Genomic DNA, 21561 nt, shown 5'->3' on the forward strand with positions numbered 1-21561 from the left:
CAGCCGCGCGCCGATCCTTGCACGAGCCACCCCGGCCCCCGCAAGTCCCCTGTTACTGATGGGTCTCCTTGTCCGGTATGGGCAGCGGCCGCTTCTCGATCGCCGCCGCCATCACGTCCGGGAAGAGGTCGGGGGTGCAGGCGAAGGCCGGGGCGCCGAGTCCGGCGAGGGCGGCCGCGTGCTCCCGGTCGTAGGCGGGCGTGCCTTCGTCGGAGAGGGCGAGCAGCGTCACGAACTGCACGCCGGACGCCTTCATCGCGGCGACCCGCTTCAGCATCTCGTTGCGTATCCCGCCCTCGTACAGATCGGAGATCAGCACGACGACCGTGTCGGCGGGGCGGGTGATCTGGGACTGGCAGTAGGCGAGCGCGCGGTTGATGTCCGTGCCGCCCCCCAGCTGCGTACCGAACAACACGTCCACCGGGTCGTCGAGTTGGTCGGTGAGGTCGACGACGGCCGTGTCGAAGACGACGAGGCGGGTCTGGATGGAGCGCATGGAGGCGAGGACGGCGCCGAAGACGGAGGCGTACACGACGGACGCGGCCATCGAGCCCGACTGGTCGATGCAGAGGATCACCTCCTTCTTCACGGACTGCGAGGCCCGGCCGTATCCGACGAGCCGCTCGGGGACGACCGTGCGGTATTCCGGCAGGTAGTTCTTGAGGTTGGCCGCGATGGTGCGGTTCCAGTCGATGTCGCGGTGGCGGGGCCGGTTGATCCGGGCGCTGCGGTCGAGGGCGCCGGTGAGGGTGGCACGGGTGCGGGTGGCCAGGCGCTTCTCCAGGTCCTCGACGACCTTGCGTACGACCGCTCTCGCGGTCTCCTTCGTGGTCTCGGGCATGGCCTTGTTGAGGGAGAGGAGGGTGCCGACGAGGTGCACGTCGGCCTCGACCGCTTCCAGCATCTCGGGCTCCAGGAGCAGCGTGGACAGGCCGAGGCGGTCGATGGCGTCGCGCTGCATGATCTGGACGACGGAGGACGGGAAGTACGTCCGGATGTCGCCGAGCCAGCGGGCCACGGACGGCGCGGAGGCGCCGAGCCCGGCCGACCGGTCCCGGCCCGGCTGTGCCTTGTCGGGCCTGTCGCCCTTGCCGTAGAGGGAGCTGAGCGCGCCGTCCATCGCGGCGTCCCTGCCCGTGAGTCGGCAGCCGGTGCCGTCGGCGGCGTCGCCCCCGAGGACGAGTCGCCAGCGCCTGAGGCGTTCTTCGGTGGCCTCGCTGGCCTGCTCGTTCATGTGCCCGCCCCCGCAAGGTTGTTGTCGTCCGCAAGGTTGTCGTCGTCGATGCCGAGGAGCAGTCGCAGCACGGGCAGTACGGCGTCCGCCCGCTCCTCGTCGAGCTCCGCCGCGAACCCGGGTATGCCGCCGGCCGCGGCGGACGCGGCGGTGGTGCCGCGCCGGGCCAGCTCGCCGAGGGTGCGCCGCACTCCCGGCTCGTACGCGGAGAACGTCCGCCGCAGCAACGGGAGTACGTCGGTGAACGCGTCCGCCCCCACCCCCGTCAGCCAGGCGTCGACGAGCCCGAGCAGCTGCTCGTCGTGCACGAGCAGCATGCCGCCGCTGCCGCCGCCGACGAACCCCTCGATCCATGCGGCGGCCTCGGCGGGCGGTGTCCCGACCGACAGGGCGAGCCCCATGAGCCGCGCCGCCTCGTCCCGCGCCAACGCCCCTTCGTCCAGGAGCAGTCGGGTGGCCCGGCCCTGGACGATGCCGGGGACGGTGTCGCGCGCGGAGAGGACCCGCAGGACGGAGTGCCAGCGCGTGCGCAGGGCGTCCCCCGAGGTGTCGCCGAGCAGACCGACCGCCGTGTGCACGGCGTCCACATGGCCTCGCATCTCCACCGCCGCGTCCGCGTCCAGGGCGGCGCAGGCCGGGGGAAGGCCGACGAAGACGCGCTCGGCGAGGCCCGCCGCGACATCGGCGAGTGCGGCCGTTTCCGTGCCGCGTACGTCGCCGTAGCGCAGGGCGCGGACCAGGGCGGGCAGGGCCTGGGCGAGGTGGCCGACGTCCGTGTCCAGGGCGGCGCGGTCGGCCAGGACCTTCATCACGACCGGGAGCGCGTCCGGGAGTCCGGCGAGCAGACAGCGCTCGGCCAGGGCCGTGACCTCGGCGAGTGCGCTCGCGCCGATGGCGTCCGCCCCGGCCTTCGCGGTGGCCGCGGCCAGGACGGTGGTGCCCCAGATGCCCGCCTCGGCGACCCGGACCGCGAGCTCCGGCTCCCAGCGCAGCCGCCAGGTCTCGCGGAAGGTGCCGGTGGAGCCGCGCAGGGACTGGGCGGGCTCGCCCCAGTCGATGCGAAGGAGCCGCAGCCGGTGCAGCAGGCGGCTGCGCGCGGCGTCGGTGTCCTTGCGCAGGTCGAGCTCCAACTCCCTTTCCAGAGGCTCCGGTTTGAGTCGCAGGGTGCGCTGCAGCCGGGTCAGGTCGCGCTGCAGGGGTACGGCGGGCGCCGCCGGGGGCACCTCGCCGAGCACGTCCCCGACGACGAGCCGGTCCCGCACCAGGTCGAGCGGCACATCGGAGCCGTCGCACATCACGGCCCGGATGGCGTCCATCGTCTCGGCGAGCCCCGCGAGGGGGCGCCCGCGCATCGCGGCGAGGGTCTCGGCGAGCCGGACGGCCTCGATGACGTGGGCGGACGACACCAGCCGGCCCTCGTCCCGCAGCAGCCCGGCGACCTTGGTCAGCCAGCGCTCCACGGGCCGGTCGGCGGCGGCGAAGAGGTGCGCGTACCAGCCGGGCGACTCGATCCCCGCGCCGTACCCGCCGGTGCGGGCCAGCCTGCGGTGCGTCCAGGGCACCCAGGTCATGTCGACCTTGGTCTTGGGCAGGCCCTTGAGGACGGCACGGTCCGCGGCGACGGTGGGCTTCTCCTGGAGCGCGGGCACGTGCCAGGCCCCGCACACGACGGCGATCGAGTCCCCGAACTCCCTCTTCGCCGCTCGCACTTGGAGACGCATGTACGCCTCGCGCGCGTGGTCCCGGTCGTGCCCGCCGTCGCCGTACTCCTCCCGCAGCGCCGCCATCGCCTCACCGAGGGCGGCGAACGGCGCGAGCACGTCCCGGGCAGGGCCGTCGCCCGTGCCGCGGTGCTCGACCGCGTCCTCCCACCAGCGCTCGGGGTCGTCGTACCCCGCGGTCTCGGCGAGCACGGCGAGCGGATCGACGCGCAGCCCGGCGGCGAGGCCGTCCCCATCCGGTGCTCGCCCTTCCAACCCCTGCCCTTCCGGCTCTCGCCCTCCCGGCCCCTGTCCGTTCGGTCCGTCCCCGCCCGGCGCTTCCCCGGACGGTTCCTCCTGGGACGGCTCGTCCTCGGGCCGCAGTGCCAGCGAGTGCGCCGCCGGGAGGTCGATGAAGCGCACCTCGACGCCGCGCTCGACCGCCCAGCTCATCGCCACCCACTCCGGCGAGAACTCGGCGAACGGCCAGAACGCCGAACGCCCGGGCTCGTCCACCACATGCGCGAGCAGCGCGACGGGCGGCCGCATCCCCTCTTCGGCCACGAGCGCGGTCAACGCATCGGCCTCCGGCGGCCCTTCGATCAGCACGACCCGCGGCGCACACATCTCCAACGCATCCCGCACGGCCCGCGCGGACCCGGGACCGTGATGCCGGACTCCGAGCAGCCAGGGCCCACTCCCGGCCGGCCTCACGGGACCCGAAGCGACCACCGAAGCGCCACCCACACCCCCCTCGCCCACGATGCCCGACGCCGCCGCATCCGACGACGTGCCGGCCACCCTCCCTGGCCCCGGTCCCGCACCGCGCCCTCCCCCGACCGAGCCACCCGCCGAAGCACCACCCACGACTCCCCCGTTCACCGCCCGCTCCGACCCCGCCTCCGCCCCTGCGAAGGTCACGCGCTCACCTCCCGGCAGGCCCGGTAGAAGTCCTTCCAGCCGTCGCGCTCGCGGACGACCGCCTCCAGGTACTCCTGCCAGATCACCCGGTCCGCCGCCGGGTCGCGGACCACCGCGCCCAGGATTCCGGCCGCCACGTCGCCGGGGCGCAGCACGCCGTCGCCGAAGTGGGCCGCGAGGGCCAGGCCGCCGGTGACCACGGAGATCGCCTCGGCCGTGGAGAGCGTGCCGCTCGGGGACTTCACCTTCGTACGGCCGTCTCCCGTGACGCCGGCGCGCAGTTCGCGGAAGACCGTGACGACGCGACGGATCTCGTCGATGCCGTCGGGCCCGCCGGGCAGGTCGAGGGAGCGGCCGATCTGGTCGACGCGGCGCGTGACGATGTCGACCTCGGCCTCGACGCTCGAAGGCAGCGGAAGCACCACGGTGTTGAAGCGGCGGCGCAGGGCGCTGGACAGGTCGTTGATGCCCCGGTCCCGGTCGTTCGCCGTGGCGATCACGTTGAACCCGCGTACGGCCTGGGTCTCCTGCCCCAACTCCGGTATGGGCAGGGTCTTTTCCGACAGGATCGTGATGAGCGTGTCCTGCACATCGGCAGGGATGCGGGTGAGCTCCTCGATGCGCGCGGTCATGCCCTCGGACATGGCGCGCATGACGGGGCCGGCCACGAGCGCGTCCCGGCTGGGGCCGTGGGCGAGCAGCTGGGCGTAGTTCCACCCGTACCGGATCGCCTCCTCCGGCGTGCCCGCGGTGCCCTGCACCAGGAGGGTCGAGTCGCCGCTGATGGCCGCGGCCAGGTGCTCGGACACCCAGGTCTTCGCGGTGCCCGGCACGCCGAGCAGGAGCAGCGCGCGGTCGGTGGCGAGCGTGGTGATCGCGACCTCGACGAGGCGGCGCGGCCCGACGTATTTCGGTGTGATCACGGTGCCGTCGGGCAGGGTGCCGCCGAGCAGATACGTCGCCACCGCCCACGGCGACAGGCGCCAACGGGCCGGGCGCGGACGGTCGTCGGCCGCGGCGAGCGCCTCCAGCTCGGACGCGAACGCGTCCTCGGCGTGCGGTCGCAGGGCCTCGGCGGCGGGCGCCGAGCCGTTCGCCCCGGCGTGGGCGGACTGGGTGGACACGGGCATGGATCCCCCTGACAGATGCCCGGGGACGCGAGTCCCCGGGGCTGCTCTCCGGCTGTGGGATCCACCGTGCACCATGCCACTGACAATCGGCCGTCGCCGCAGGTCAGGGGCCAACTAGCAGAATTGCGGGGTCACTTCCCGGCGACGGGCGACACCGCGATGCAGCCCGTGACGACGTCCTTGCCGGACGCCTCCTTGAGCACCTTGCCCTGGTAGGTGATCTTGCAGTTGATGTCGCCGCCCGACAGGTCGGAGGCGTACGGCATGACGGAGGGCGGCATGACGCCCTTCAGCGTGACCGTCTTCTTCCACGGCAGCTCCGGCTTGCTGACCGTCTCCAGCTCGGGCTTCATGGCGTCACCCTTGCCGCCACTGAACTGGATCTTGTCCACGCCCTTGCCGGTGACCTCGTACGTCACCTCGTACTCCTGGTTGACCTGCTTGCTCGCCTCGTCCTTGACCGCGTCCTTCACTTCGGAGCAGGCGGCAAGGCCGAGGGCGAGTCCGGTGGCGGCGAAGGCACAGGCGGCCGTGCGCAGGGCGCGGTTCATGAGAGATCTCCCAGGTTCGGATGGCAGACAGCCACTCAAACGTAAAGGGGAAGTAAAGTCAAATGGCTCAGGCGTCGCCGGGACGGGCAAGAACCCCCAGGTCAGGGCCGATTGTCAGTGCCGGGATCTAACGTCGGCGACATGACTCAGCAGGGGGTGCGCTGGACGACGGACCAGGTTCTTGCCCTGGCTCCTGACGTGGCTTCACGCAAGGCGGGAAGCAAACTCGGCGCGGCGGGGCCGTGGTCCGAGGCGGGTTCTTCGAGCGAGGGGGCGGTGTGGGGACTGTGCAAGGGGAGCGGCAGCAGGCCCTATCAGACGGTCGTGGACACCACCGGCCCGGCGTACAAGTGCAGTTGTCCGAGCCGGAAGTTCCCGTGCAAGCACGCGCTGGGGCTGCTGCTGCTCTGGGCGGGCGAGGACAACACCGTCGCCGCCGTGCCGGAGGCGACGGCGCCCGAGTGGGCCGGGCAGTGGCTGGCGGAGCGTCGCAGGAAGGCGGAGCAGCGGTCGGAGCGAGGGAGCGGGGAGGGCCCCGGGGCCGCCGACCCGGAGGCGGCGAGGCGTCGCACGGAACGCCGGGCAGAGCGGATCACCGCGGGGGCCACGGAGCTGGAGCAGCGCCTCGCCGACCTGCTGCGCGGCGGTCTCGCCTCGGCCGAGCAGGCGGGGTACGGCCTGTGGGAGGAGACCGCCCGCCGCATGGTCGACGCGCAGGCGCCCGGACTCGCCTCGCGCGTAAGGGAGTTGGGCGCGATACCCGGATCGGGCCCCGGCTGGCCGGTGCGGCTGCTCGAGGAGTGCGCGCTGACCCATCTCCTCGACCAGGCCTGGCTGCGGCGCGAGCACCTGCCGGAGGCGCTGGCGGCCACGGTCCGCTCCCGCGTCGGCCTGCCCGCCTCGGCGGACGGCCCGGCATTGCGCGACGAGTGGCTGGTCCTCGCCCAGTACGACACGGCCGAGGCCAAGCTCACCACACGCCGGATTTGGCTGTACGGCACCCGGTCCCGGTCGACGGCCCTCGTCCTGTCGTTCGGCGCGGCCGGGCGGGCGCCCGACACAGCGCTGCCGGTGGGGCTCGTCCTGGACGCGGAACTCTCGGCCTATCCGGGGTCCGGGGCGCGGGCCGCGCTCGGCGAGCGGTTCGCGGGGCCCTCGCCGGCGCCTGCCTCGTTCCGGCCCGTCGGGGTCGATGTCCGCTCGGCGGCCGTGGCGTACGGATCCGCACTTCGGGACGATCCATGGCTGGAGTCCTGCCCGGTCACGCTGGAGCGGGTGATCCCCTCACCGGGGGGTGAGGCGTGGCAGCTGGTCGATGCGGACTCCGACGTGGCACTGCCGGTTGCGGCGGCGGCACGTGCGCGGGGTGGGCTGTGGAAGCTGGCCGCCGTGTCCGGGGGTGAACCGGTGTCCGTGTTCGGGGAGTTCGGGCATCAGGGGTTCTCGCCGCTCACGGCTTGGGGCGTGGGGGATGCGGTGGCGTTGTGCTGAATTCAGGCACTGGCAGGCGCCGAAGGGCACTGGCAGGCACTGGCAGGCACTGGCAGGCGCCGAAGGGCACTGGCAGGTGCTGGCAGGCGCCGAAGGGCACTGGCAGGTGCTGGCAGGCGCCTGAAGAACAGGGCTCCGAAAGAACAGGGCTGAAAGAGCAAACAGGAGGCGCGGCATGAGCACCACCACCTGGGAAGACCTCGTCACCACCGCCCTGTTGGGCACCGACCGCCGGGGCCGTACGTCTCCGACTCCCGGCGCGCTCCTCGACGGCGCGGCGCTGCACACCGTTCGCCGCCGCGCGGGCCTGCGCCCCGCCCCGGCCGCCTCCCGTCCCGAGCGGGCCGTGCCCGATCTCCGGGACCCGCTGCCCGACGCGGCCAGAGCGCGGCTGGCGATGCTGCTGTCCGACCGGCCGGGGGTCGGGCAGGGCGGGCGGCGCGGCACCGCCCCCGATCTCACCGAGCTCCTCCCCCAGTGGCTGATCGCGGCCAACGACCGCGGTTACGCCGCACCGCCCGAGCTTCTGCCCGCCCTCCTGGACGCGGCCCGGGGCCGCACCGATCTGCGCCCGCAGGCACTGCTCTTCGCGGGCCCCCGCGCGCTCTGGCTGGCCCGGCTCAACCCGGACTGGAAGTTCGCCCTGCGCACCGCGCCGGGCGGCTCCGCGCTGCCCTCACCCGAGGACACCGCAGGGGTGCAACAGCTGTGGAACGAGGGGCTGTTCGCGGAGCGCGTCGCCCTGCTCGCCGCCGTGCGGGCGCACGACGCCCGGGCCGCGCGGGAGCTGCTCGCCGCCACCTGGCCCAAGGAGCGCGCCGAGGACCGCCTGATGTTCCTCGATTCGCTGCGCACCGGCCTTTCGGACGCGGACGAGCCGTTCCTGGAGCAGGCCCTGAGCGACCGCAGCCGCAATGTCCGGGCCACCGCGGCGGAGCTGCTCTCCGCGCTTCCCGGCTCGGCCCTCGCCGCCCGCATGGCCGCCCGCGCCGCGTCCTGCATCGCCCTGGATCCCGCCCGCAGCGGCATCACCGTGGAGGCGCCGCACGAGTGCGACGGAGCGATGGAGCGGGACGGCATCAGCCCGACCCCGCCGGCCGGGCGGGGCGAACGCTCTTGGTGGCTGGGCCAGTTGGTGGAGTCGGCGCCGCTGGCGACCTGGTCGCGGCGGCTCGGCGGGCGCCGGCCGGAGGAGATCGTGGGGCTGCCCGTGTCCGACGACTGGCAGGGCGAGCTGCACGCGGCCTGGTGCCGTGCGGCGGTGCGGCAGCGGGATGCCGACTGGGCGCGGGCGCTGCTCGGCACCCCGGCGTCCCCGGACGCGGGCGGGCCCGGCGCGGTCTCGCTCGCCGAGCGCGCCAAGCTGCTCACGACGCTGGAGGCCGGCGAGCGGGCCGACTGGGTCGCCGGATTCATCGCCGTGCACGGCCTGTCCGAGGCCTTCCAGCTGCTCGGCGGGTGTGCCGTGCCCTGGTCGGAGCCGCTCGGGCGGGCCGTGGTCGATGCGCTCAACATCGCGCGGGACGCGGGGAGTTACCCCTGGAGCTTCAGTGGGGTGATGGGGCTGGCCGAGCGCTGTCTGGATCCTGCGCAGGCCACTCGGCTGGAGAGCCTGGCCACGTTGCCGGACGAGCCGGAGGACGGGTCGCCGGGGGCGGTGGGGTACTGGTCGGAGGCGTTCCAGCGTCTGGTGGGTACGTTGCGGTTGCGGGCCGCGATGAGGGCGGAGCTGGCCGGCCCCGGTTGATGGGCGGGGTCGGACCCGTGGGCGTCGCGGGGCTGCGCCCCGGACCCCTTCTTCTGCCCCTCCCCGCCCCTTCCCGTAAGGCTGCCGCCGGCTTCGAGAAGCAAAAGATTGTCCTCAAACGCCGGACGGGCTGAAGAGACGCGGGCGAGCTTGGGAATCAGCCCGAATCACGCACCCGCAGGCTGCCGCACATTCGCCCGTACCCACTCCACGATCGACACCGTCGTCGCCCCGGGCGTGAAGATCTCCGCGACGCCCTTCTCCTTGAGCGGCGCGATGTCCGCCTCCGGGATGATGCCGCCGCCGAAGACCTTGATGTCCTCCGCGTCGCGCTCCTTCAGGAGCTCGATGACCTTCGCGAACAGCGTGTTGTGCGCACCCGAGAGGATGGAGAGGCCGATCGCGTCGGCGTCCTCCTGGATGGCGGTGTCCACGATCTGCTCGGGCGTCTGGTGAAGGCCGGTGTAGATGACCTCCATACCGGCGTCGCGCAGCGCACGCGCGATGACCTTGGCCCCGCGATCGTGACCGTCGAGACCCGGCTTGGCGACCACCACGCGGATCGGACCGGCTGCCACACCCATCACTGCCTCCATGAACCGAGCCCTCTCGCACCTGAACCGGACTCTGTCGAAACCTCACCGAGCGCTCTCGGGAAAGGTGAACGAACGTTATCCCCAGCATCCCGTACCCGGCAGTTTCACGGTGCAGAGCGAGGGGGAAATCACACGGTGGGACACGTTCGCTATGCGCCACCCCCGCATCACGCGGCCCACGGGCCGCACGGGGACCGGCGCCAAGGGGAGCCGCTTCGAGATCGCCGCACCACCACGCCGTCAGCCGCACGGCGTGGTGGTGCGGTGGTACTTCCGATCTCCTGCGGCACCCCGTGAGGGCATACGGGGGACAGAGCCGCCTCCCGTGCGCCGTTCGGAGGTCCGGCCATGCAGGTCGCGAAGGCCCTGACCCTTCTCTTTCCGCCCTGCCTGCGCCGACCAGGCAAGTTCCTCCCCACGCCACATCTGCCACTCTCGCTCGCCCTCCTGAAGGCGACCGCCCTGGAGCTGGCCGTCCTCGCGGGACACCTCCTCCTCTACCCCTCGGGCATCGCCCCGGACCGGCCCACGGACCCGGCCGAGCCGTCCCGGCTCCCGGCCAAGAACCCGGCAGCCGCCAGGCCGGTCGTGCTGCTGCACGGCTTCATCGACAACCGCTCGGTCTTCGTCCTGCTCCGCCGCTCCCTCATCAAGGACGGCAGGCGGCATGTCGTGTCCCTCAACTACTCGCCGCTGACCTGCGACATCCGGGCGGCCGCCCGGCTGCTCGCCGGACATGTCGAGGAGGTCTGCGCGCGCACCGGACACCACGAGGTGGATGTCGTCGGGCACAGCCTCGGCGGACTGATCGCCCGCTATTACGTGCAACGGCTCGGTGGCGACGTACGCGTACGCACCCTCGTCACCCTCGGCACGCCGCACGGCGGCACCCGCGTGGCCGCCGTGATGAGCGCGCACCCGATCGTCCGGCAGATGCGCCCCGACTCGGACGTCGTCGCCGAACTCACCGCGCCGGCCCTCGACTGCCGTACCCGCTTCGTCAGCTTCTGGAGCGACCTCGACACGCTGATGGACCCCCTGGAGTCCGCCTGTATCGACCACCCCGACCTGCTCGCGCAGAACGTCCGGGTGACCGGCATCGGTCATCTCGCCCTGCCGGTGCACCCCGCCGTCGCGGCCGGGATCCGCCAGGCCATCGACTCCGACGAGGCACCGGCACACACGGCGGGCTCGACCTCCGTCGCCTGACGGCGCGTCAGAACGGGCAGTCGCGTGCGGCACACGCACGACTCGCGGTGACCGGAACCGATCGGTCGACCCCCTCCGAGCACCCCAAAATGCCGAACAACATTCGAACGCAGGGCCAAGGCTCTGCCCACAGTCCGCCGAAAGGCGGCCGATTGCCCGTTTCCTGAAGCCGTGAAACCCCCGGAAGATTGTCGCCGTCGCGTACCGCCGGGTACAGTCACCGCACTGCTCTGCCCCTGTTGTCGAGGCGAAAGAGAAGTTGGTGAACGACCAGCACGGCTATGCCGCCGGTTACGACGGCTACACCACCGGTGCCTTCGACACCACCTCTTTCGCTGCCGACCCGTTGTTCGGCGAGCTGCCGGGTGCGTCGTACGACGGCGCCCAGACCGGCTCGTACGCCACCACGCAGACCGCCGCCTACGACGTCGCCGCGCAGTCCGCGGGAACCGGCCAGTGGGACAGTGCCCAGTGGTCCACCGCGCCCGCCGACCCGTACGCGGCACAGCACGCCGCCTCGTACGAGACCGGCAGCTACGACACGACCGCCATGTGGGCGACCACCGGTTACCAGCAACTCGCGGACATCCCCGCCCAGTCCGGCCCGGGCACCGGCGAGCAGTGGGACGCCACCGGGCAGTGGCAGGCACAGACGCAGGCGTACGACAGCGGCGCGTTCGGCACCGGTGGCTACGGCACGACCGCCTATGACACGGGCGCGTACGACGCCACCGCGTGGAACTCGGGCGACACCACGACGACGTACGACGGCTACGAGGCCGCGCCGACCACGACCTTCGAGTCGCCCTTCGCGCAGGAGCAGGCGTTCCAGCCCGAGCAGCCCTTCCAGCCCGAGCAGGCCTTCGCGCAGGAGCACTCCTTCCCGCAGGAGCCGGCCGCCGAGGACGCGTACGGCCAACAGCCTTTGCCGGAGCACGAGTTCAGCCCCAGCGAGTTCGCTGGGCAGGCCGAGCCGGACGAGGCCTACGGCCAGGACGACTACCGCCATGACGGCGACGACGACGGCAGCGGCCCGGCCGACGAGCCCGCCGCGGCCTTCACCCCCTCGGCCCACACGCCCCGCGCGGGCGGCGGGCGGGGCCGGCGGAAGGCGCCCGCCAAGCGGTCCGCGCTGCTCACCGTCGCCGTGCCTTCGGTGTGCGCGCTCGGTGTCGCCGGTGTGGCCGCCGCCTCGGTGGGCCTCGGCAGCGACCAGGGCGAGACCAAGACGCAGTCCGCGCCCGACCCGGCGTCGGTCAAGCCGGCCGCGGCCAACAGCAAGCTGGACACCCAGCTGGCCAACCTCTCAGCGGACGCCGACGACTTCGCGGACCGGGCGAGCCGCACCCAGGAGCGGATCGACCTCAAGGAACGCCAGGCCGCCGAGAAGAAGCGCAAGGCCGAGGAGGCCGCGCGCAAGGAAGCGATGCGGCCCAAGTTCGCGCTCCCGGTGAAGCAGCAGGGGCTGAGCGCCTACTACGGGCAGGCCGGCATCAACTGGATGTCCGTGCACACGGGCATCGACTTCCCCGTCTCGTACGGCACTTCGGTGCTCGCCGCGACGGACGGCACCGTGCGTACGCAGTGGAACAGCGCCTACGGCAACATGGCCATAGTGACCGCCGCCGACGGCACGGAGACCTGGTACTGCCACCTCTCCAGCACGAAGATCCGCAGCGGGTCGGTGAAGGCCGGCGACGAGATCGCGTTCTCCGGGAACTCCGGCAACTCCACCGGGCCGCATCTGCACTTCGAGGTCCGCCCGGGCGGCGGCTCGGCGATCGACCCCCTGTCGTGGCTGCGCAGCCACGGGCTCGACCCGACGTAAGCCAGTCAGGCCGAACCCCGCACAGGAGTGGGGCCTCCCCTGCTCGAACGTAGTTGAGAGCTTGGGGAAGTACGAACTACAGCTTCTCCACCGGCGCGTACCTGAGCAGCAGCACCTTCGGCTTGGGCTCGCCGAAGTCGATGGTCGCCCGGGCCTTGTCGCCCGCGCCCTCCACCGAGACGACCGTGCCCAGGCCGAACTGGTCGTGCGTGACCCGGTCCCCCACCGCCAGCGAGACCACCGGCTTGTCGCCCGCCCGTCGGGTCGCGAAGCCCGAGGGGCCGCCGCGCGAGCGGGACGAGGAGAGCGAGGACAGCGTCGACGTCAGCGACGAGGTGACACCGCTGCCGGAGCCCCTGGATCCCTTGGACGACGGCGCCGGGACCACGGGGCCCGTGCGCCTCCAGTCCAGGTGCTGGTCCGGGATCTCCTCCAGGAAGCGGGACGGCGGGTTGTACGAGGGCTGGCCCCAGGCGCTGCGCATCGTCGAGCGCGTGAGGTAGAGGCGCTCGCGGGCGCGGGTGATGCCGACGTACGCGAGGCGGCGCTCCTCCTCCAACTCCTTGACCTGGCCGAGCGATCGCATGTGCGGGAAGACTCCGTCCTCCATGCCGGTCAGGAAGACGGTGGGGAATTCGAGGCCCTTGGCGGTGTGCAGCGTCATGAGGGTGATGACGCCCGAGCCGTCCTCCTCCTCGTCCGGGATCTGGTCGGAGTCGGCGACCAGGGCGACCCGCTCCAGGAAGGCGGCGAGGGTGCCGGGCGTCGCGCCGCCCTCGGCCGGAGCTTCCGCTTCGGCCGGAGCTTCGGTGTCGGCCGCAGCCTGAGCTTCAGTCCCCGCTTCAGCCGGAGCTTCGCCCTCGGCTTCGCCGTCCCCTTCAGCAGTCGCCGCGTTCGCGTTCTCCTGCTCGAACTCCAGCGCCACGGCGGCGAGTTCCTGCAGGTTCTCGATGCGGGTCTCGTCCTGCGGGTCGGTGGAGGCCTGCAACTCGGCCAGATATCCGGTGCGTTCGAGCACGGCCTCCAGGACCGTGGCCGGTCCGGCGCCCGACTCGACGATGGTGCGCAGTTCTTCCATCAGTACGTTGAACCGCCGCACCGCGTTCGTGGAGCGGGCCGCCATGCCGTACGCCTCGTCGACGCGCTTCAGAGCCTGCGGGAAGCTGATCTTCTCGCGCTGCGACAAGGCGTCGATCATCGCCTCGGCGCGGTCGCCGATGCCGCGCTTGGGGACATTGAGGATGCGGCGCAGCGGCACCGCGTCCTCCGGGTTGGCGAGGACGCGCAGGTAGGCGAGGACGTCCCGGACTTCCTTGCGCTCGTAGAAGCGGACGCCGCCGACGACCTTGTAGGGCAGGCCGACCCGGATGAAGATCTCTTCGAAGACTCGGGACTGTGCGTTCGTACGGTAGAAGACCGCGACGTCGCCCGCCTTCGCGTCGCCCGCGTCGGTGAGCCGGTCGATCTCCTCGGCGACGAACTGCGCCTCGTCGTGCTCGGTGTCGGCGACATAGCCGGTGATCTGCGCGCCCGCGCCCGCGTTGGTCCACAGGTTCTTGGGGCGGCGGCTCTCGTTGCGCTCGATGACCGCGTTGGCCGCACTCAGGATCGTCTGCGTGGAGCGGTAGTTCTGCTCCAGGAGGATCGTCGTCGCGTTCGGGTAGTTCTCCTCGAACTGGAGGATGTTGCGGATGGTGGCGCCGCGGAACGCGTAGATCGACTGGTCGGCGTCACCCACGACGCACAGCTCGGCGGGCTCGATCGCCGGGGCGCCGTCGGCCAACGGGGCGCCCGTGCCGACGAGTTCGCGCACCAGCGCGTACTGCGCGTGGTTGGTGTCCTGGTACTCGTCGACCATCACGTGCCGGAAGCGGCGGCGGTAGTGCTCTGCGACGTCCGGGAAGGCGCGAAGGAGGTGGACCGTCGTCATGATCAGGTCGTCGAAGTCCAGCGCGTTCGCCTCGCGCAGCCGTGACTGGTACATCGCGTACGCCTGGGCGAGGGTCTTCTCGAAGCCGTCAGCGGCTTGACCTGCGAAGTCCTCTTCGTCGATCAGCTCGTTCTTCAGGTTCGAGATCTTGGCGCTGAACGACTTCGGCGGGAACTTCTTCGGGTCCAGGTCCAGATCGCGGCAGACCAGCGCCATCAGGCGCTTGGAATCGGCGGCATCGTAGATCGAGAAGGACGAGGTGAAGCCGAGCCTCTTCGACTCGCGGCGCAGGATGCGCACGCACGCGCTGTGGAAGGTCATCACCCACATCGCGTTGGCCCGGGGGCCCACGAGGTCGGAGACGCGCTCCTTCATCTCGCCCGCGGCCTTGTTGGTGAAGGTGATCGCGAGGATCGAGCCCGGGTGGACGTTCCGCTCGCCGAGCAGGTACGCGATGCGGTGGGTCAGCACGCGGGTCTTGCCGGAGCCTGCGCCGGCCACGATGAGCAGGGGGGCGCCGGAGTGCACCACGGCGGCCCGCTGGTTCTCGTTCAGCCCGTCGAGCAGCGCCGCCGGGTCCACGACGGGGCGGGGCGCGCCGTCCCGGTAGTGGGACTCCCGCTGCACCGGCGCGTCGAACCGGCCCCCGAAGAGATCGTCCGGGATCTCCTCCGGGGCGTGCTCCTCGGGGGGCGGCGGGGGCGTCTCGGCCGAGGGCTGGAGGTCCGCCAGGAAGCTGTCGTCAAAGAGGCTGCTCATCGCCTACCGAGTCTAGGCGGCTCCACTGACAGCCCGTCCCGGGTTCGCGAACCCGGGACGGGTGGTGACGCTCAGAAGTCGTATGGACACGTGGAGTTCCGAGACGTCGCACGGATACGCGGAGTTCCGAGTTCCTAGAAGTCGTACGGCTTCTCGGTGTTCCAGTTCGTCACGTCCGCGCCGTCCCAGGTGAACTCCGACTCCCCGCCCTTGCTGTCGACGGCCCCGTTCTCGTGGCCCGGGCCGGTGTCGCCGCTCTGGTCGCGCAGGGCGATGGAGAGCTCGGTCGAGGTGTTGGTCTTGTCGCCGTCGACGAAGAGGGCCACCGCGGAGTAGACCTCGCCGCCGGGCGTGATCGTGACCTTGGTGGTGCCGCTGGAGTCGTCCTTGGACGAGAGGCTGAGGACCTTCGAGGTGTCCCCGAGCATGACCGACGGGTACGACGTGACCCAGCAGGGCTTGGAGTCGGCGTTCTTCGCCGTGATCAGCAGGTGCTCGCCCTGCTCGGCCGGGAAGCGGTGCAGCACGGAGATCGACAGCTCGTCGCCCTTGCACGGCTCGCCGACGGCGGAGTCGGCGGAGGCCTTGTCGGCGCCCGAGCCGCCGGAGCCGGAGCCACCGCCGGAAGTGCCCTGGCCGGAGGACGACTTGGCGTCGGTCGACTCGTCGCCGCCCGACTTCTCCGAGCCCTCCGCACCCGCGGTCTTGCCGGCGCTCTTGCCGACGTCGACGTTGGTGCCCTTGCCGCTGCCGCTGTCGCTGTCCGAGCCGCCGCAGGCGGTCAGGCCCAGGGCCAGGACTGCGGTGGCGGCGGCGGCCAGGGCGGTGGTGCGGATTCGAGTGGTACGCATGTGAGTTCCCCCGTGCGGTGGAGCGGTCGGTCGCGGAGGCGTCGCCTCCGCTGTGGTCTGCACTCAGCTTGGCCGGGCCCGCTGGCGCTTCGCTCACGCCCCGCTGACGTCCCGCTGACGTTCGCCCCACTTGGGCGAAAGCGCAGGTCAGGACTGAGATGTGAGTCGTACGAGAGCCGTGTCGTAGCGCGCTCGCAGCCCCACGTCCGCCGATACCTTCAGCAGCGCGCCGAGCGCCCGCACGGCGCCCTCGTCGTAGCCGGACGCCTCCGCCTCGTCCGCCGCGCCCCGCAGGCGCCGGACGCCCTCGGCCTCCTCGCCCATCCCGAGCAGGGCCTCCCCGGCCGCCGTGAGGAGCAGCACCCGGGACGCACCCGAGGGGTCCGGGGAGCCGTCGAGGGCGAGTGCGGCGGTGGCCGTTTCGAGGGCCGACTGCCACTGCGCGGCCTCCAGCCGGTGCCGGGCGAGGTGGTGCAGGGCGAGTCGCTCGATGTGCCGGTCGCCGGTGGCGCGCGCCAGTTCCGCCGCCTGTACGCAGCCTTCGGCGGCCTCTTCCGGGTCGCCGAGGGCCGCCTGGGCGAGCGAGAGGTTGACCAGGGCGGTGGCCTCGCCGTGCGGATCGCCGGCGCGGGCGGCGAGCGCCGGGGCCGCCTCAAGGTGGATCAGGGCCTCCCGGATGCGGCCCTCCTCGGTCAGGACCCAGCCGAGCAGGGCGAGGACCCGGCCCTCGGCGCGTACGTCGCCGTCGGCCCGGGCCGCCTCAAGTGCCCGCTGCAGCAAGGGGGTCCAGCCGTCGCGGACCCGCCACACGATCTGTGGCCACAGGCCCAGGACGATCCGCCAGGTCCGGCCGTGCAGCCCGGCGGTGTGCGCGGCGGCGGCCGCAAGGGTGAGGTCGTCGCGTTCGGCCGCGTACCAGGCCATGGCCTGCTCGCGGCCGGTGAACTCCCGTACCGCCCGCGGTGGTTGGAAGTCCACGGGCAGGTCGAAGCACGGCTCGTCGCCGGGTTCGGCGGCGTCGGCCGCGGCCAGGGCGGTGGCCACCGTGTGGTCGAGGACGCGCCGGACGGCGTCGGGTTCCGCGTCGAGGCCGCGCGCGTACAGCCGTACGAGATCGTGCAGGGTCCAGCGCCCCGGTGCGGTGCGGATGACCAGGTGGGCGGCGGCGAGGCGGTCCAGGGCGGCCTCGGCCGCGTCCGGGTCGGTGCCGGCCAGGGCGGCGGCCGTGTAGCGGTCGACGTGGGTGCCGGGGTGCCGGCCGAGGTGGGCGAAGTGGTGCGCAGCGGCTTCGGGCAGGCGGCTCACGGTGAGGCGCAGTGCGGCGCGTACGCCCGTGTCCTCCACGTCCAGGAGGCTCAACCGGCGGGAGGCGTCGGAGAGTTCGGCGCTCATCTCGCCGAGCGACCAGTCCGGCTGGTCCGCGAGTCGCGCGGCGGCCACCCGGAGGGCGAGCGGCAGACCGCCGCACAGTTCGGCGAGACGCCGGGCGGCGACCGCCTCGGCGAGGACGCGCTCCTTGCCGAGGACCGCGGCGAGCAGGGCGGTGCCGTCGTCGGGGCCGAGGACGTCGACGGGCACGGGCCGGGCGGCGTCGGAGGCGATCAGGCCGCGCAGCCGGTAGCGGCTGGTGACGACGGTGACGCAATCGGTGCCGCCCGGCAGCAGCTCCCTGACCTGCTCGGAGCCGTGTGCGTTGTCGAGTACGACGAGGAGTTGGCGGTCGGCGGCCAGGGAGCGGAACAGCGCGGAGGCGCCGTCGGCCGACTCGGGTATCCGGCGCGGCGGGACCCCGAGGGCGAGCAGGAACTCGCGGAGCACCTCGGCGCGGGGCGGGGCGCCGGTGTCGCTGAAACCGCGCAGGTCCGCGTAGAGCAGTCCGCCGGGGAACGCGGCGCGGTTGCGGTGCGCCCAGTGCACGACGAGCGCCGTCTTGCCCACGCCGGCGGGGCCGGTGACCAGACACACCGGGGCCTCGCCGGCGGCGGCGCGGGACAGGGCGGTGAGCTCGGCGGCGCGACCGTGGAAGCCACGGGGCATGCGGGGCAGGAGGTCGACGGTGGCGGGCAGTGGGGGCGTCGGCGAGGCGGACGCGGGCGCGGGCGAGTGGGGCGCGGGCGGGTAGGCCGGGGCCTGCGCCAAGGCCGGAGCCTGGACCTCGGGCAGGGCCTGAGCTGGGAGCTGGGGCGGGGCCGGGGCCTGCGTCAGTGCCGGAGCTGCGTCCTGGGCGGGAGCCTGGACTTCGGTCAACACTGGAGCTGGGACCTGGGCCGGATCCTCGACCCGAGCCGAGTCCGGACCCTGCGCCTGCGCCAAGGCCGGATCTGCGACATGGGCCGGGACCTGACCCCGAGCCGAGGCCGGATCTGCGACATGGGCCGAAGCCTGGACCCGAGCCGAGGCCGGATCCTGGGCCTGCGCCAGGGCCTGAGCCTGCGCCGGGGCCTGGGCCTGCGCCAGGGCCTGCGCCTCGGCCAACCCCGGAGCTGGGACCTGGCCCAGGGCGGGAGCCGCCACCTGGGCCGGGGCCGGAACCGGGGCCTGGGCCTGGGCCTGGGCCTGGGCCTGGGCCTGGGCCTCGGTCAACCCCGGAGCTGAGACCTGGGCCTGCGGCTGGGCCGGTGCGGCCGGAGCGGGGGCCCGAGTCGGGGACAAAGGTTCCGCCACGTCGGCGCTCGTCCTCTGCCCCGCCTGCCCGCGCAGCTCCTCCCCGCGCAACGCCACCGCGTACGCGTCCGCCAGCTCGTGCCCCGGATCCACGCCCAGCTCGTCGGCGAGCAGCCGCCGCGTGCGGTGGAACCAGTCGAGCGCCTCCGAGCGGCGTCCCGCCCGCTGCAGGGCCGTCATGAGCGCGGCGGACAGCGACTCGCGCAGCGGATGGGCCCCGGCCTCCGCACGCAACAAGGCAGCGGCGCGCGCGTGCTCGCCGAGGCGCCCGTAGTCGGCGGCCAGCAACTCCACGGAGGCGAGCCGCAGTTCCTCGAGCGCGTGCGCGGCGGCCTGCAGCGGCGGGCTCGGGTAGGCGCCGGTCAGGGCCGGGCCCTGCCACAGCGAGAGGGCCTCCCGGTACATCGCCACGGCATCGGCCGGCGCGCGCTGGCTGCGGGCCAGCGTCACCAGTTCCTCGAAGCGGTGGGCGTCGAGCAGGCTCTCCGGCATGCGCAGCACGTACGCCGTGCCCTGCGTGACCAGTTCGACCCCGAACATCTCGGCGTCCGCCTCCGCGAACAGGGCCCGCAGCCGCGACACATGACCCTGGATGACGCTGCGGGCGCGAGCCGGCGGCTCGTGCTCCCACAGGGCGTCGGTCAACTGGTCCACCGGCACCGGATGGTTGGGCCGCAGCAGCAGGGCGGCGAGCAGGCTGCGCCGCTTGGCGGGGCCGAGTGGCAGTTCGCCGGTCTCGGTGGCGACGGAAACCGCTCCGAGCAGCCGGAACTCCACGGAAGCAACTCCTTGTGGGGGAAAGCACCAGATTACCGGAGGGGTCGGTGACGTCCCCGCGCACGACCGCCTGGCAGCGCCCGGGCCGGGCCGCACCTGCGGCCGGGCGTCGCAGCAAGACACCAGTTGTGACGACAAGGAACAGCAAACCGGACAGCGGAGTTATCAAGGTCACGAAAATGTATCGGGCATATCGAACATCAACCTTCACAGCAGCCACACGTGTTGGCTAGCGTGCTCCGCGAGCAACCCGTACCCCCACCGGCGACAGACGTCGGGAACGGGCGGCTCGCGCCGAGTCCGGTGCGCCCACAGGCAAACCGGAGCCGGGGACCCAACTTGACCTTGGGGTGAATCGGTCGCGTACGAGCAAGACGTACAAGACCGTAGGGCAGCCTTCCGAACCACCCGCCCGAACCCGACAGCTAACCCGGTAGGCGGTCACTGGAAGGAGCGCCTCCTTGGCGTCGCACCGCAAGCCGCGCAGTCGGTCCGGTCGAATACGTACAGCTCAGGCCGTCGGCATGACCACGGCCGCCCTGACCTCCGTGGCGCTCCTGGCGCAGAGCGCGAACGCCGCGCCCAGCAAGCCCAAGCCGTCCCTGGAAGAGGTCCAGAAGAAGGTCGACGACCTCTACCGGCAGGCCGGCGTCGCCACCCAGAAGTACAACGCGGCGAAGGAACGCACCGACAGCCAGCGCGGACACGTCGACGATCTGCTCGACCAGGTCGCCAAGCGCACCGACAAGCTGAACGACGCGCGCCGCGAGCTCGGTTCGATCGCCGCGGCCCAGTACCGCAACGGCTCCACCTCGGCCACGGCCAACATGCTGCTCGCCGACGATCCGCAGCAGCTGTTCGACCAGCGCCAGCTGATGAGCCGCATGAGCAAGAGCCAGCAGTCCGCGGTCGACGAGTACAAGGACCTGCAGGCCGAGGCGACCGAGAAGCGCGGCGAGGCGACCAAGAGCCTCGCGTCGCTCACCGACGCCCAGGACGACCTGCGGACGAGCAAGTCGGACGTCCAGTCGAAGCTGACCGAGGCGCGTGAGCTGCTTTCGAAGCTGACCGCCGAGGAGAAGGCGCGGCTCGCGGCGATCGAGAAGAAGAAGGAAGAAGAGGCCCGCAAGAAGGCCGAGGAGCTGGCGCGCAAGCAGGCCGCGGCGGAGGAGGCGGCCAAGCGGAAGGCCGCCGAGGAGGCCGCGAAGGAGAAGGAGGAGGGGCAGGACTCCGGCTCGGGATCCGGCTCCGGCAGCGACTCCGGCTCCTCGGACAGCAGTTACGCCGCGAAGGCCGAGAAGGTGCTCAGCTTCGCCCGGGCCCAGATGGGCAAGCCGTACGTCTGGGGTGCCACCGGCCCCGACTCGTACGACTGCTCGGGCCTGACCCAGGACGCCTGGGCCGCCGCCGGGATCACGCTGCCGCGCACCACCTGGGACCAGGTGAAGGTCGGCACGACCGTCAAGGTCGCGGACGCCAAGCCCGGCGACCTCGTCTTCTTCTACGACGACATCAGCCACGTCGGCATCTACATCGGCGACGGCCAGATGATCCACGCGCCGAAGCCGGGTGCGAACGTACGCACCGAGTCGATCTACTACATGCCGATCCACAGCGTGGTCCGGCCGGCCTGACGCAGTTCCGTACGACGCGAAGAAGCCCCGGCGCCACTCGGCACCGGGGCTTCACCGTCGCTGGAACTTGCCGGGCTCAGGTCCAGAACCTTGCCGGGCTCAGGTCCAGAGCACGGCGATGAAGATGTTCACGACGGTCAGCGCGCCCACCGCGCCGAACATCGCCTTCTCGGCCTTCTCCTCGTCCCGCTTCACATACACGAGCCCGAGGATCACGATCAGCACGGCCAGCTTGATGCCGATCTTGAGGTTGTTGACCGTCTGGTCGTCCGCCTGATTGAGCCCGACCAGCGCCACACCGGTGACCAGCATGGTCAGCGCGCCGTGCAGCATCGGCGGCGTGAACCGTGCCGTGCCCTGGCCCATCGCCTTCATCTGAGTCAGGAAACCGCCGAGGAGCGAGGCGATGCCGATGATGTGCAGGCCGACGAACACGTTGATGAGTACGTCCATGAGGCCGGAGCCTAGCCGGGTCCATACCACCCCTCTTCCACCAGGTCGGTCACTTCCGCCGCTTCGGTCACAGTCGTACGTCGATG

Annotated in this window: 14 protein-coding genes and 1 riboswitch; of the genes, 5 read left to right on the forward strand and 9 right to left on the reverse strand. The window is 72.2% G+C overall.

Annotated features, from left to right (window positions below):
- Positions 1 to 52 precede the first annotated feature (52 nt).
- The 4 genes from OG430_RS20360 to OG430_RS20375 all read right to left on the reverse strand — a co-directional run bounded on the left by OG430_RS20360 (position 53) and on the right by OG430_RS20375 (position 5536).
- Positions 53 to 1234 (reverse strand): VWA domain-containing protein, encoded by a 1182-nt coding sequence (locus OG430_RS20360; RefSeq protein WP_327353978.1) that lies wholly within the window; start codon positions 1232 to 1234, stop codon positions 53 to 55.
- The gene (locus OG430_RS20365) at positions 1231 to 3561 is read right to left on the reverse strand and encodes a DUF5682 family protein (RefSeq protein ID WP_442816526.1); all 2331 of its coding nucleotides are present in this window, start codon (positions 3559 to 3561) and stop codon (positions 1231 to 1233) included. The genes OG430_RS20360 and OG430_RS20365 overlap by 4 nt, the downstream gene beginning before the upstream one ends.
- A gap of 290 nt (positions 3562 to 3851) precedes the next feature.
- The gene (locus OG430_RS20370; protein ID WP_327353979.1) at positions 3852 to 4985 is read right to left on the reverse strand and encodes an ATP-binding protein; all 1134 of its coding nucleotides are present in this window, start codon (positions 4983 to 4985) and stop codon (positions 3852 to 3854) included.
- A gap of 131 nt (positions 4986 to 5116) precedes the next feature.
- Positions 5117 to 5536 (reverse strand): hypothetical protein, encoded by a 420-nt coding sequence (locus tag OG430_RS20375; RefSeq protein WP_327353980.1) that lies wholly within the window; start codon positions 5534 to 5536, stop codon positions 5117 to 5119.
- A gap of 141 nt (positions 5537 to 5677) precedes the next feature.
- Here OG430_RS20375 and OG430_RS20380 point away from each other — a divergent pair, with 141 nt between their 5' ends.
- Entirely contained in the window at positions 5678 to 7027 is a 1350-nt protein-coding gene (locus tag OG430_RS20380) for an SWIM zinc finger family protein (protein WP_327353981.1), read from the forward strand.
- Positions 7028 to 7202: 175 nt separating this feature from the next.
- Positions 7203 to 8774, forward strand: coding sequence for a DUF5691 domain-containing protein (locus tag OG430_RS20385; RefSeq protein WP_327353982.1), 1572 nt, complete (start codon positions 7203 to 7205; stop codon positions 8772 to 8774).
- Between the two features lie 167 nt (positions 8775 to 8941).
- Here the strand turns inward: OG430_RS20385 and OG430_RS20390 are convergent, their stop codons facing one another.
- Positions 8942 to 9358: a cobalamin B12-binding domain-containing protein gene (locus tag OG430_RS20390; protein ID WP_327353983.1), complete on the reverse strand. Its 417-nt coding sequence runs from the start codon at positions 9356 to 9358 to the stop codon at positions 8942 to 8944.
- A gap of 360 nt (positions 9359 to 9718) precedes the next feature.
- On the opposite strand from OG430_RS20390, the gene OG430_RS20395 reads away from it, so the two are divergent.
- Complete coding sequence (locus OG430_RS20395; RefSeq protein ID WP_327353984.1) at positions 9719 to 10579, forward strand: esterase/lipase family protein; 861 nt, start codon at positions 9719 to 9721, stop codon at positions 10577 to 10579.
- A gap of 262 nt (positions 10580 to 10841) precedes the next feature.
- Positions 10842 to 12407, forward strand: a complete 1566-nt coding sequence (locus OG430_RS20400) for a peptidoglycan DD-metalloendopeptidase family protein (RefSeq protein WP_327353985.1) — start codon at positions 10842 to 10844, stop codon at positions 12405 to 12407.
- A 76-nt stretch (positions 12408 to 12483) separates the two neighbouring features.
- Here OG430_RS20400 and OG430_RS20405 read toward each other — a convergent pair whose 3' ends face one another.
- From OG430_RS20405 to OG430_RS20415, 3 genes are all read right to left on the reverse strand, one after another.
- The gene (locus tag OG430_RS20405) at positions 12484 to 15096 is read right to left on the reverse strand and encodes an ATP-dependent DNA helicase (RefSeq protein ID WP_327353986.1); all 2613 of its coding nucleotides are present in this window, start codon (positions 15094 to 15096) and stop codon (positions 12484 to 12486) included.
- A 134-nt stretch (positions 15097 to 15230) separates the two neighbouring features.
- On the reverse strand, positions 15231 to 15947 hold the full coding sequence (locus tag OG430_RS20410) for a DUF4232 domain-containing protein (protein ID WP_327353987.1): 717 nt from the start codon (positions 15945 to 15947) through the stop codon (positions 15231 to 15233).
- 147 nt (positions 15948 to 16094) lie between these two features.
- Positions 16095 to 19388, reverse strand: a complete 3294-nt coding sequence (locus OG430_RS20415; RefSeq protein ID WP_327353988.1) for an AfsR/SARP family transcriptional regulator — start codon at positions 19386 to 19388, stop codon at positions 16095 to 16097.
- Positions 19389 to 19670: 282 nt separating this feature from the next.
- Positions 19671 to 19844: riboswitch (cyclic di-AMP (ydaO/yuaA leader) on the forward strand.
- A 5-nt stretch (positions 19845 to 19849) separates the two neighbouring features.
- Between OG430_RS20415 and OG430_RS20420 the strand changes: the two genes are divergently transcribed.
- The gene (locus tag OG430_RS20420; RefSeq protein WP_327353989.1) at positions 19850 to 21022 is read left to right on the forward strand and encodes a C40 family peptidase; all 1173 of its coding nucleotides are present in this window, start codon (positions 19850 to 19852) and stop codon (positions 21020 to 21022) included.
- A gap of 99 nt (positions 21023 to 21121) precedes the next feature.
- Here the strand turns inward: OG430_RS20420 and OG430_RS20425 are convergent, their stop codons facing one another.
- A complete protein-coding gene (locus tag OG430_RS20425; RefSeq protein ID WP_327353990.1) occupies positions 21122 to 21475 on the reverse strand; it encodes a hypothetical protein in 354 nt (117 codons plus the stop codon).
- Between the last annotated feature and the right edge of the window lie 86 nt (positions 21476 to 21561).

The sequence above is a fragment of the Streptomyces sp. NBC_01304 genome (genome assembly GCF_035975855.1).
Lineage (GTDB): Bacteria > Actinomycetota > Actinomycetes > Streptomycetales > Streptomycetaceae > Streptomyces.

What these genes read in the sequence shown, in the direction of transcription:
- OG430_RS20360 (WP_327353978.1), bottom strand. Translation starts at nt 1,234, where the DNA reads ATGAACGAGCAGGCCAGCGAGGCCACCGAAGAACGCCTCAGGCGCTGG.
- OG430_RS20365 (WP_442816526.1), bottom strand. Translation starts at nt 3,561, where the DNA reads ATGTGTGCGCCGCGGGTCGTGCTGATCGAAGGGCCGCCGGAGGCCGAT.
- OG430_RS20370 (WP_327353979.1), bottom strand. Translation starts at nt 4,985, where the DNA reads ATGCCCGTGTCCACCCAGTCCGCCCACGCCGGGGCGAACGGCTCGGCG.
- OG430_RS20375 (WP_327353980.1), bottom strand. Translation starts at nt 5,536, where the DNA reads ATGAACCGCGCCCTGCGCACGGCCGCCTGTGCCTTCGCCGCCACCGGA.
- OG430_RS20380 (WP_327353981.1), top strand. Translation starts at nt 5,678, where the DNA reads ATGACTCAGCAGGGGGTGCGCTGGACGACGGACCAGGTTCTTGCCCTG.
- OG430_RS20385 (WP_327353982.1), top strand. Translation starts at nt 7,203, where the DNA reads ATGAGCACCACCACCTGGGAAGACCTCGTCACCACCGCCCTGTTGGGC.
- OG430_RS20390 (WP_327353983.1), bottom strand. Translation starts at nt 9,358, where the DNA reads ATGGGTGTGGCAGCCGGTCCGATCCGCGTGGTGGTCGCCAAGCCGGGT.
- OG430_RS20395 (WP_327353984.1), top strand. Translation starts at nt 9,719, where the DNA reads ATGCAGGTCGCGAAGGCCCTGACCCTTCTCTTTCCGCCCTGCCTGCGC.
- OG430_RS20405 (WP_327353986.1), bottom strand. Translation starts at nt 15,096, where the DNA reads ATGAGCAGCCTCTTTGACGACAGCTTCCTGGCGGACCTCCAGCCCTCG.
- OG430_RS20410 (WP_327353987.1), bottom strand. Translation starts at nt 15,947, where the DNA reads ATGCGTACCACTCGAATCCGCACCACCGCCCTGGCCGCCGCCGCCACC.
- OG430_RS20425 (WP_327353990.1), bottom strand. Translation starts at nt 21,475, where the DNA reads ATGGACGTACTCATCAACGTGTTCGTCGGCCTGCACATCATCGGCATC.